The organism is bacterium (genome assembly GCA_040757115.1).
Lineage (GTDB): Bacteria > UBA9089 > CG2-30-40-21 > CG2-30-40-21 > SBAY01 > JBFLXS01.
Map to the genome: position 1 here is coordinate 1 of JBFLYA010000086.1, position 11982 is coordinate 11982.

The 11982-nt window shown below is 37.2% G+C and carries 10 protein-coding genes; 5 read left to right on the plus strand and 5 right to left on the minus strand.

Annotation, left to right across the window (positions count from 1 at the left end; all coding sequences use genetic code 11):
• The 5 genes from AB1422_09280 to AB1422_09300 all read left to right on the plus strand — a co-directional run.
• Positions 1-233, plus strand: a 233-nt coding sequence (locus tag AB1422_09280) for a hypothetical protein (protein ID MEW6619504.1), incomplete at its 5' end; no start/stop codon positions are given.
• A gap of 27 nt (positions 234-260) precedes the next feature.
• On the plus strand, positions 261-1940 hold the full coding sequence (gene aepX, locus AB1422_09285) for a phosphoenolpyruvate mutase (protein ID MEW6619505.1): 1680 nt from the start codon (positions 261-263) through the stop codon (positions 1938-1940).
• A gap of 1 nt (position 1941) precedes the next feature.
• The gene (locus tag AB1422_09290) at positions 1942-2433 is read left to right on the plus strand and encodes a thiamine pyrophosphate-binding protein (GenBank protein ID MEW6619506.1); all 492 of its coding nucleotides are present in this window, start codon (positions 1942-1944) and stop codon (positions 2431-2433) included.
• Complete coding sequence (locus AB1422_09295; GenBank protein ID MEW6619507.1) at positions 2430-3035, plus strand: thiamine pyrophosphate-dependent enzyme; 606 nt, start codon at positions 2430-2432, stop codon at positions 3033-3035. Before AB1422_09290 ends, AB1422_09295 begins: the two co-directional genes overlap by 4 nt.
• Before the next feature lie 10 nt (positions 3036-3045).
• Positions 3046-4299 (plus strand): pilus assembly protein N-terminal domain-containing protein, encoded by a 1254-nt coding sequence (locus AB1422_09300; protein MEW6619508.1) that lies wholly within the window; start codon positions 3046-3048, stop codon positions 4297-4299.
• A 377-nt stretch (positions 4300-4676) separates the two neighbouring features.
• Here AB1422_09300 and AB1422_09305 read toward each other — a convergent pair whose 3' ends face one another.
• From AB1422_09305 to AB1422_09325, 5 genes are all read right to left on the minus strand, one after another.
• Complete coding sequence (locus AB1422_09305; protein MEW6619509.1) at positions 4677-7043, minus strand: phosphoketolase family protein; 2367 nt, start codon at positions 7041-7043, stop codon at positions 4677-4679.
• A gap of 135 nt (positions 7044-7178) precedes the next feature.
• Positions 7179-7346, minus strand: coding sequence for a hypothetical protein (locus AB1422_09310; GenBank protein MEW6619510.1), 168 nt, complete (start codon positions 7344-7346; stop codon positions 7179-7181).
• Complete coding sequence (locus AB1422_09315; protein ID MEW6619511.1) at positions 7346-8368, minus strand: PDDEXK nuclease domain-containing protein; 1023 nt, start codon at positions 8366-8368, stop codon at positions 7346-7348. The genes AB1422_09310 and AB1422_09315 overlap by 1 nt, the downstream gene beginning before the upstream one ends.
• A gap of 323 nt (positions 8369-8691) precedes the next feature.
• Positions 8692-9441 carry a DUF3800 domain-containing protein gene (locus tag AB1422_09320; GenBank protein MEW6619512.1) on the minus strand — a complete coding sequence of 250 codons (750 nt, stop codon included), beginning with the start codon at positions 9439-9441 and terminating at the stop codon, positions 8692-8694.
• A gap of 52 nt (positions 9442-9493) precedes the next feature.
• Positions 9494-11982: Eco57I restriction-modification methylase domain-containing protein (locus tag AB1422_09325; protein MEW6619513.1), on the minus strand; the 2489-nt coding region annotated here is incomplete at its 5' end.

The window sequence follows — 11982 nt, forward strand, 5'->3', positions numbered from 1 at the left end:
TAAAGATAGATGATGCGGGCGCTAATTGTTTAAAGGAAATTGTCGAACAAAGGATAAATAATAAAGAGTTTGAAATTGGATATGAGGATGTTCTGCCAGTTTTATTTAAAAAGATACCTTTTAATTACGAATTAGTTGATGGATTACAGTGGGTAGAGATTGATTTCCCGGAGGATATAAAACAGGCGGAGCATCTGGATAAGTTACATCTGTCCAATAAAAGATGTGGATAAAGATAAGTCTATTGGGAAGGTAAGATAATGTCTCAACAAAAGGAAAATAAAGCCAGCCAACTGAGAAAGATATTTAAGAAGAAAGGGATTATTCGTATTGTTGGAGCACATGATGGTTTGAGTGCCAAATTAGTAGAAAAGAATGGGTTTGATGGCGTCTGGGCAAGTGGATTAGAAATATCAACATCATTTGCTGTCCCGGATGCGAATATTCTGACGATGAGTCAGTATTTAGAGGTAGCAAAAACGATGAATGATGCGGTTTCTATCCCGATTATAGCAGACTGTGATACAGGTTATGGGAATTCTAATAATGTGATGTATATGGTTAAAAAATATGAATCTGCGGGAATTGCGGCGGTTGTCATCGAAGATAAACAATTTCCAAAAGTCAACAGTTTTATTCCTGGAAGACAGGAATTAGCACCGTTATCTGAATTTGTCGGAAAGATTCTGGCGGCGAAAAGTGTGCAGGAACATCCTGATTTTATGGTCATTGCTCGTGTGGAGGCATTAATTGCTGGCTGGGGACAAGAAGAAGCATTGCGCCGGGCTAATGCCTATGTTGATGCCGGAGCAGACGCAATCCTTATTCACTCTAAATCAAAAACCCCTGACGAAATTATTGAATTCATCCACGCATGGAATAATAAATCCCCGTTAGTCGTAGTTCCGACTACTTATTCTGCGGTTACCGCTGAGGAATTGGAAAAATTAGGGATAAAAATGGTCATTTATGCTAATCATGGTATTCGAGCCTCAATAAAGGCAATGGAGATGACTTTTAGTGCCATCGCCGCTTATGGCACAACAAAACCCATTGAAAAAGATATCGCCTCGATGGAAGAAGTCTTTGAACTTCAAGGTATGTCCGTAATGAAGTTGATGGAGAAGAAATACTATCGACCCCAGGAACCAATCAAAGTTATTATCCCGGCGGCTGGGAGTTATGAAGATGAAATAAGTTTAAAGGATATTATGCAAGATATTCCTATGCCGATGATTGATATTAGGGGGAAATCACTCCTTCAAAGACAACAAGAAACCCTTAATACCCTCTCTATTCAAGATATTACTGTCGTGGGTGGACATCGAGGGGATAAAATTCAATTAGATGGTGTGGCGGTGATTCAAAATAATGATTATAAAAATACCCGTGATTTAGAATCAATTATGTGTGCCCGCGATAAGTTAGAAGGGAAGGTGTTAATCTGTTATTCAGACATACTTTTTGATGCAGATGTGATTGACAAACTTTTAAAAAGTATGGCAGATATTTCTATTCTTGCTGACCCAACTTATGTTGAGCGGACGGGTAAAAAACCAGATATGGATTTAGTTTCTGCCGAAAGTCCTCCTATGCTCAATAAAAGGAGAATTCTAAGCGTAGCCAAAACTAATTATGCGGTAAAAATTGGCACTGACATCCCGGAAGAACAAAGACATTATGAATTTACAGGCATAACTTTTCTTTCTGCCGCCGGAACCCAAAAAATAAAAGACTGGTATGAAAAATCAAAGATAAAATATGCCAATCGATCATTCCATACCGCCCCAAATTTTAAACAGGCTTCATTGACAGACCTTTTGCAAGAAATGATTGATGGTGGAGAAAAAATAGCCATTGTTGAAATAACATCCGGCTGGATGGAAGTGCACACAATGGAAAATTATAAACTTAGTTGTGACCTTCTGGCAGGTAAATAAAATGATAGCCCCAAAAGATTTTTGTAGTGCTTTAAAAAAAAGAGGATTTACTTTTTTGTCTGGAGTGCCGTGTTCGCTCCTTACCGACATCCTTAATTATATTTATACGGATAAGGAAATAACCTATATCCCTGTCCCAAGAGAAGATGCGGCATTAGGGATAGCCAGTGGGGCGGCTCTATGCGGACAAAAAGGCGGAATTCTTATCCAGAATTCAGGATTAGGAAATATTATAAATGGCTTGACTTCTTTTAACCTCATTTATCATCTCCCGCTACTGATGATAATTACCTGGAGAGGTTTTGAAGGCAAAGATGCTCCGGAACACTTAATTATGGGTGCAAAAATGACTGATTTCCTTGATTTATTAAATATACCCTACAGGATTCTCTCCGCATCGAATTATGAAGAATCTCTAAATTTTTCCATTGACTCAATGGAAAAAGAACATAAACCAGTGGCTTTAATATTAAAAGAAGGTGTCATCGGATGAAACGAGATGAAGCCATTAAGATAATCCTGGATAATCTAAATGAGGAAGATTTTGCCCTTTTTACCACCGGGATGATTTCTCGGGAGGCATTTGCCATAAAAGATAGAAAGACTAATTTCTATATGATGGGTTCTATGGGTTTGCTCTCTGCAGTAGGATTGGGTATTTCTTTATGTTCACCTCTTAAAAAGGTGATTGTCGTAGAAGGAGATGGGAGTATTTTGATGAGTCTGGGTAACCTTCCGATGATTGGGGTATGTTCACCGGCTAATTTTATTCATCTTGTTTTAGATAATGAATCTTATGAGTCCACCGGCAATCAACCAACAATTACTAAAGACATTGATTTATCTAAAAGTGTCCAGACATTTGGATATAAAAACATATCAAAGGTCGATAATATCCAGGACTTTGCCCAGAAATTTAAAGAATTTTTAAAGGCTGAAGGACCTAATTTTATATTGGTTAAAGTAGAATCTTCAAGACTAAAAGGAGTTCCAAGAATTAGTTTTAGTCCTGAAGAATTAACTGAGAGATTTAGAGATAGTTCAAATCAGGGTATGACCCTGCGGCACACAAAGGAAAATGAAAATAGTAGGTAGGAGATAGAAGGTGGGAGGTAAGGAGATAGGCGTGAGGAGTGATGTTTTCTTTACTTTCTACTCTCTACTTTCTACTTCCTATTTTCAGGAGAGGAGATATAAAATGAGAAAAAAATTATTTAGGTGGCTGATTATTTTACTATTTATCCCCGGGCATTGTTATGCCGATGAATGGATGATTGGTGTTGGTGATTCTATGGTCCTCGAGGTCCCTAATTTAGAAAAAATGGCTATTGGGGATCCGAGAATAGCCGATGCTACGGTTGTCGCACCAGAACAAATACTCATTAATGGTCTCCATGAAGGCGTAACTTCATTACACATCTGGGCAAAAAAAATCGTTAAAAAACATACCATACGCGTCATAGAAAAGGAATTCCCGCTTCAAGAAATCTCTAAAATAAAAGGTTTAGAAAATATTACCGCTTCATTTGTTGGCAAATCTTTAGTCTTAAAAGGTCAGGTTAAAACTCAACATGAAAAACAAAACGCTGAAAGATTGGCTAATGCCTTCAATGAGTGGGTGATAAATCTGATTGAAGTTCAGGAACCGCTCCAAATATTAGTCAATTTACAAATTGTAGATATGAGCACAAAAGATTGGTTACAACTGGGGTCTAAGTGGAAAATAGAAGGTAAGATTGAAGACCGAAAATATGAAGGTTACACGCAAGGATTTAAGGAAGGATTAAATATTGGTATCATAAAAGACGATGCAGGACTTCTGCCTGGTCTAAATGTCGAAATAGAGGCATTAAAGGAAAAAGGTAAGGCTAAAACACTATCTTCACCCAGCATTCTGACTTTAAGTGGTAAACAGGCGTATGTAAATGTAGGTGGTAAAATACCTGTTCCCACAACAGTGACTCAGGTTAATCAAACAACAAATAGTGGAATTGAATGGGTTGACTACGGTATTCAGCTTAAAATTACACCAGTGGCAGATGCAGATAATAATATTAACCTGAAAATTGATACCGCTATTTCTACTCCTGATTGGTCACGAATACTTAATAATGTCCCCGCGATGATTTCAAAAAATGTTGTTACAGAGGTGAATGTTAGAAGTAAAGATACCGTTATCATTAGTGGATTGACTGAAGTAAAAAAGAGCACGACAACTAAAAGAGTGCCTCTAATTGGTAGAATACCTCTTTTAGGTGCACTATTTTCTTACAAGGCGATTAAAGAAGATGAAACGGAATTAATTGCGATTATCACCCCGGAAATTGTTAAAACCGGTCAACTCGCAACGAGTCAGTAGTGTATTCGTAACTATTCAGCCTTATTATATCTCACCGCAGAGACGCAGAGAAAAAATTAAAATCTATTTACCAGAGACAGAAATTTCGAGACGGTTCATTTTATCGTTTTCCCTATGATTGGTTTCGGATATACATTTGTAAACATTCACAGAAAGTTGAAATTGGCGAATTTCAACTCCATTTTCTAACCACAAGCTTTCAAACAAAAGTGAACCGTCCCGAAATTTCCTTTTTTTGTACATTTCGGGTCTTTCGTCGTTTATTAATCTTTTAATACTTACTTTTGACTAACTGTTTTTAAACCTTTTTAAACACCGAGAAACACGAAAAAAAAGATATTTTCCTCTCTGTTTCTCTGCGTCTCTGCGGTGAGTAGTTATGTAAAATTCCATTCCCAATCACGAATTTCGGGCATATCCTGACCGTACTTGACGATATACTCTTTATGCTGAATGAGTTTATCTCGAACAAACTGTTTGGTATAAGCGGCGATATAGCCCAGTTTAGGCACACGGTCAATAACATCAGCCACTAAATGAAAACGGTCAAGGTCATTACGCACCGCCATATCAAAGGGAGTGGTTGTTGTTCCTTCCTCTTTATATCCCCGCACATGGAGATTTTTGTGATTTGTTCGTCGGTAGGATAAGCGATGTATCAACCAGGGATAGCCGTGATAAGCAAAGATAATTGGTTTATCCGTGGTGAAGAGTATATCAAAATCTTTATTTGATAAACCATGAGGGTGTTCCTCTTTGGGTTGAAGTGTCATCAGGTCAACGACATTGATGAGGCGGATTTTCAATTCAGGCACCTGTTGTCGCAACAAATTGACTGCGGCAAGAGTTTCCAATGTTGGAACATCACCAGCACAAGCCATGACGACATCTGGCTCCTCGCCTTTATCGTTACTAGCCCATTCCCAGATACCAACGCCAGCGGTGCAGTGTTTAATTGCCGCATCCATATTCAACCATTGTGGTTGTGGATGTTTGCCCGCAATAATCACATTGATAAAATTACGGCTACGCAAACATTTATCTGCTACAAAAAGAAGTGTATTTGCATCCGGTGGCAGATAGACCCGAATAATATCCGCCTTTTTATTTACCACATGGTCGATAAAGCCGGGGTCTTGATGGCTGAAGCCGTTATGGTCCTGGCGCCAGACATGGGAGGTAAGCAGGTAGTTAAGTGAGGCAATTGGTCTTCGCCAGGCAACCTCTTTGCTGGCGACTTTAAGCCATTTGGCATGCTGGTTAAACATCGAATCAACAATATGGATGAATGCCTCATAACAGGAAAAAAAGCCGTGTCGGCCGGTGAGAAGATAACCTTCCAGCCAGCCCTGACAGGTATGTTCACTCAGTATTTCCATCACCCGTCCATCGGGTGAGAGATGGTCATCCTCAGGAATAGTTTTTTCTAACCAGGTGCGGTCAGTTACCTCAAATAGGGCATCAAGCCGATTGGAGGCAGTTTCATCTGGTCCGAAAACTCTGAAATTTCGGCTCTCCATATTTAGTTTCATCACATCCCGAAGAAATCGTCCCAGCACACGGGTATCCTCTGCTACGACCTTACCTGGTGCAAGCACTTCAACCGCATAATCACGGAAATCAGGCATTTTCAGGTCTTTTAGCAGGATACCGCCGTTAGTATGTGGATTTGCTCCCATTCGTTGTTCGCCCGCAGGAGGAAGTTTAGCCAGTTCTGGAATGAGCCGACCGTTTTTATCAAAGAGTTCCTCCGGTTTATAACTTCTCATCCATTCTTCAAGCAATTTTATATGTCCAGGATTTTTCTCCATATCCGCAAAAGGCACCTGGTGAGAACGCCAGAAATCTTCTGTTTTTAACCCGTCAACCTCTTTTGGTCCTGTCCAGCCTTTGGGTGTGCGCAGGATAATCATTGGCCACTGCGGACGATTAGCCTTACCTGTAGAGCGGACATCATTCTGAGTAGTTTTGATTTCATTAATGACCGTATCAAGGGTTTCTGCCATCAACTGGTGCATTGCCTCAGGTTCAGCCCCTTCAACAAAATAAGGTTTGTAGCCGTAGCCGATAAACAGGTCTTTGAGTTCTTCATGGCTTATTCTTGAAAGCACGGTAGGATTGGCAATTTTGTAGCCGTTCAAGTGAAGAATGGGCAAAACCGCCCCATCGGTGATAGGATTAAGAAACTTATTTGAATGCCAGGCAGTAGCCAGTGGGCCTGTTTCTGCCTCACCATCACCTACGATACAAGCGACAATTAAATCTGGATTATCAAAAGCCGCACCATAGGCATGTGAAACAGCATAGCCCAGTTCTCCGCCTTCGTGGATAGAACCTGGTGTTTCAGAACCAGTATGACTGGAGATACCACCCGGAAATGAAAATTGCTTAAATAGCCTCTTCATCCCCTCTACATCCTGAGAAATATGTGGATATACCTCGCTGTAAGTTCCTTCAAGATAGACATTAGCCACTAAAGATGGGCCTCCGTGTCCGGGACCAGTGACAAAAATCATATTAAGATTGTGCGTCTTAATCACCCGATTAAGATGGACATAGATAAAATTCAGCCCTGGGGTAGTTCCCCAATGTCCAAGTATCCGCGGTTTAATATGTTCCAGTCTAAGTGGCTCTCGCAATAGTGGATTGTCACAGAGATAAATTTGTCCAACCGCAAGATAATTTACCGCCCGCCAGTAAGCATCTATTTCCTTTAGTTCTTCATTAGAAACTATTAGAGACATTTTAGATTACCTCCTTTTTTCAAAAGAAATCTCTTGAAATCTGACACTTCTATCAATAAATGGTTTAATCTCTCTATATATGATGAATCTACCCTTTTACAAGCCGCCCAGGTTTGGTTTAAACATACTTATTGCTTATTTTTTAGCATTCCCTTCAACGATTTTTATTTCGTCTTCGGTTAAGCCGTAAAGTTGGTAAACCATCTGGTCAATCTGGTTTTCGTATTCTTTGACTTGTGCCTGCTTTTCTGAATTTTGCAAATGATCATCATCGCCGGTAATTGCAAAAATTTTATCTACCATTACCTTTTTATAAGTTTCTTGTCTTTAATAATAATTTTTTCTACAGCTTTTTGAAGAAGCTTTTTATCTGGTAAAGACAAGCGATATTTTGAAGCAAAAAGTTTATTTGAAATTCCACCCAAAGCATATTCAACTAATACATGGTCTTTTTGAGCACCTAAAATAATACCTACAGGTTCATTGTCATCCTCTGTCATTTCTTCTTTCTTAAAATAATTCAAATATAAATTCATTTGTCCAATATCTTGATGATTTATTGCTCCGAGTTTAAGGTCAATTAAAACAAAACATTTTAAAATTCGCTGATAAAAAACCAAATCAATATAAAAATGTTTATTATTCAAACTGATACGATACTGTCGTGCAACAAAAGAAAATCCTTTACCTAATTCCAATAGAAAACTTTGCATATTATCTATAATTCTTTGTTCCAATTCTTTTTCTGAATACCGATAATCTTCAGGAATACCCAAAAACTCCAAAACATAAGGGTCTTTTACCATATCTTCAGGTTTCGCAATCTGCTGTGCTTTAGATGCAAGTTTAAGCACACCTTTTTTATCTTTACTTAACGCTAATCGTTCAAAGAGCATGGAATCTATCTGTCGTTCTAATTCGCGGGTACTCCAATGATTTGTAATACATTCTTTTTCATAAAAAGACCGAGATAGTTCATCTTCTATTGAAAGAAGAAGCACAATATGTGTCCAGGACAAAATGGCAGGCACTGCCTGCCATTTTTGATATGCAAGGTAAAAGTTACGCATATTCAACACATTTCTTCTTGAAAAACCTTTGCCATAGCGAGTTTTTAAATCTTTAGATAATCTGTCCAGAAGATGAGAACCATAAACTGGTTTTTCACGATTCTCTTGCTCATAAACAACAATATGATGTCCAATCTCCCAATAAGTTTTAGTCAATATAGTGTTTATTTGTTGATATGCTTTTTGTCGTGCTTCGTTTAGAAGACTACCTATTGAATCTAAAAGATTTTGATAAGGTTTTGTTATGTTTTTCATAATTTTATTTCTCCCCCTCTACTATTTTTATTTCGTCTTCAGTTAAACCGTAAAGTTTGTAGACCATCTGGTCAATCTGGTGTTCGTATTCCTTAACTTTTGCCTGCTTGGTAGAATTGGTTAAATAATCGTCATCCTTCGTGATGGCAAGGATTTTATCTACCAGGGGAAAATGGTTGCTGACCTAAAGCTTCTCTCTGGTTGACAAAAAATACTTGACAAACATAATTAATATATGCTATACTAACTATAGACTCGGGTAGTAATTGGAGATGTCAGGCAGGGACTGACTATCGTTTGACAATTACCACACCTGAGTCTTTTTATTTTGGTTTCCAGTACCAAATATTAAATTTAGGATAATACTCTTCCACAGATCTTTTTGAATATTTATTCCATGTTTCTGGTAAAAGATTTTTTACTTTCAACTTTGAAATAAGATGTTCTCTAATCTGATTTTTAAACTTGTTTTGAGTCGGTTTCAGATTATTTAAAATACATCCCATCAAAATATCTCCAATTTGATTTACCTGATATTGCTCTAAATGTGAAGGGATGTCGATAACATCCTTTAATGTTGGGATGTGTGAATTGAGTGAATGTTTTCCATAAGGTAGACAAAACTCCTGTTTCATTATTTCGATAAACTCATCTCCATTACATCTTGTCAAACTATCCACAAGGAGGACAGCATTAAAGATATTTTCTGTATTATGACTCATCAACAACTCGGCAAATTTCTTATAAAGCCTTGCTCTTTTTAGTCTTTCATCCTCCCATCTTTTGCCAAAGCGATTTAGGTCAATCAATCTTTGTTCTACTACCACACACCGGAACCAACTGGTAGTCTCAAAGAAAATATCCACCGCAGATTTGGCAATTTGAAGTTTTTTGTTATCAGTAACATAATTATATTTAATCTCCCTTAACATTCCATTTTGAGAGAAATAACTATATTTTTTCTTTACCTCTGATAATTTTCGGTGAAGGAATTTAGGGTGGGGATTAAAAAGTGCTCCCAGTAACAAATATTGATGGTCATTATCATAAGATTCGTCAAAGTATATTAACACGATGTTACCCCTTCGTTCTTTGGAATTACTGGTGAGTATTATACACCCCACACTATCTTTCAACCATTTTTATCTCGTCTTCAGTTAAACCGTATAGTTCATAAACCCTCTGGTCAATCTGGCGTTCGTATTCTTTGACTTTCGCTTGCTTGCTCGGATTATCTAAATAATCGTCATCCTTTCTTATTGAAAGAATTTTATCTACAAGAGAAATAAAGGGTTGTTGGTCGGATTTGGATATTATTTTTATTGGCAATTTTTTTAAATCATCAGGGTAAAAACCAATTTGACTCCTCCTAATTGAATCTAAGAACTTATAAGCAAACTGTGAATTAAGAATTGCCAGAAGATATTTTAAATTAAAACGCCTTGAATTTTCTTCTAATTGATTTCTGAATGGATAAATATTCTTAATTTTAAAGTCTTTCTTAATGCTTCCATCAATGCTTCTGTTTTGAACATCTTTAAGGTCCTTCCATAAAACAGAGACAAAACAACTGTCATTACACAACAAACCAGAGTTATCAAGTATGGCAGGTGTCATTCTGCCCTTTATTATTTTTTCAGGTAAATATAATTCTGGAAAGGTTGGTCTAACTAATTTTTTAGGACTCCTTTTAGTTTCCCATTCCAGATATTTTATTTTTTCTATCACATATTTATTAATCCATTTACCTTCAATATAAGGTTTTGGATGTATTTTATCTTGAACATCAGAAATTAAATCTTCTTTGGTAAATTCACCTTTCCAAAAACGCTCGTCGTTGCTAGGTCTTAATCCATAACTCACATAACAAATTTCACCCCAAGTTAAAGCATTTGATAAATTCCCAAAAGAATTATTTTCAATATCCATCTTAAAAGTATTCTCATCCATTTCTGATTGCTTCTTTGAAGGGAGCAAAACAAAATTATTCCATTCATTAATATGTTTAATTCGTAATGGAATATGATTTTCATCTTTTGCTTTTTTATATTCAATAATAATATTCCTAACCGCCACTTCAAATATTTTTAATTCTGAACAAAAATTTATCCTATTTATTAGGGCATTTTCTAAAAAGTATCTATGTGATTTTATTGCATATTTTGAAGTCATATAGGCATCAGGAATAATAAATTCAAGGATGCCATAAGATGTAAGAATTTTATAACCTCTTTCAATAAATGCTACATATAAATCCCACTTCTCCCATAAAGTTTCATAGGCATTGTATTTTTTTACTGCATCTCTTTGCTTTTTGATTTCTGGATTATCAGCTCTAACATACGGCGGATTTGCTATAACAATATCAAATCCCCCTGTTACTCCGAACATCCATTCCGGGTCAAAGAAATCTGCAGAAGCGTTCTGGTCATATAAATCAAATTTTGCAATCTTCTCTGCCGTGGATGTATCCCACCCGCTGTATTTTAATAAATCAGCAATCTCCTTACGAATTTGCGCATCTTTCTTTTGATAGTCAAGTTTCTCTTTTCTTGTTTTTGCTTCAAAGTATTTATGCCTGATTTGTTTTAGCTCTTCCTCCTTCTTTTCAATGTCAGGATTTTTAAATGACATTTGTTGAGGTTTATCAAGTCCAAGCAATGTATTTGCTGATACAAATCTTGTTTCAAGGTTTGGTAGTGCTCTTATGCCGAAATTTTCCTTATTTCTATCAACCTTTTGGTCTAAAACAAGAGAAATAAAAAACCGCAGTTTTGAGATTTGAATGGCTATGGGCTGGATGTCAACTCCGTAAATACAATTTTCTATGAGATACAATTTACGGGCATAATCAGGATAGTTTATACTTTCGTCAAATGTTTCGTTTATCTCTTTAAGACGCTCTTCCCTTTGGTTTTTATCACCCTGTTTAAATACCTCTTCAGATTCTTTGAGTGCCTTTTGGTATTGCAATTCCTTCCACTGTTCGTTATCAGGGTCTAACTTCTGAAGAGCAGAAACAAGTTTGTGCAGGATACCCATTGGAAAAGCCCCTGAACCACAGGCAGGGTCAAGAATCTTAACCTCATCAATTGCTGATATTATCTTTTGTTTCTCTTCTTTTGAAAACACCGGGTTCTCTTCTGAATAGGAAAGAAGTGTTTTAATTTTTTCTTCTGCCTGCGCCGAGGCTTTGGCAGACAGGTCATCAGTTTCATGAAGTTTTTCTTTGAGGTATTCAAACAGACTTGCTTCCACCATATAGTCAACTATCTCTCTGGGTGTGTAGTAACTCCCTGTTGCTTTTCTTGCTGTGGTTGCTGTTTCCGGGTTATATGAAGCAAGCAGGTTTTCAAATACATTGCCGAGCAATTCTGGGTCCAATGCTATTTCCTGGTCTATAGGTGTGTTTTCATCAATGGTAAAATTGTAATTATTCAAAATCTCAATCAGTCCTCTGACAGGTTTATTACCGAGACCATATTGGGACAGGTCAACTCTTTCCTCTTCCTGTTGAAAAAATAAATAGTCCGGGATGATTGAGTGCTTTGCTGGGTTTCTTGAAAACCCATCCACATAAATCACCTTTCCTGTTTCATCTTCTTTATCAAGGC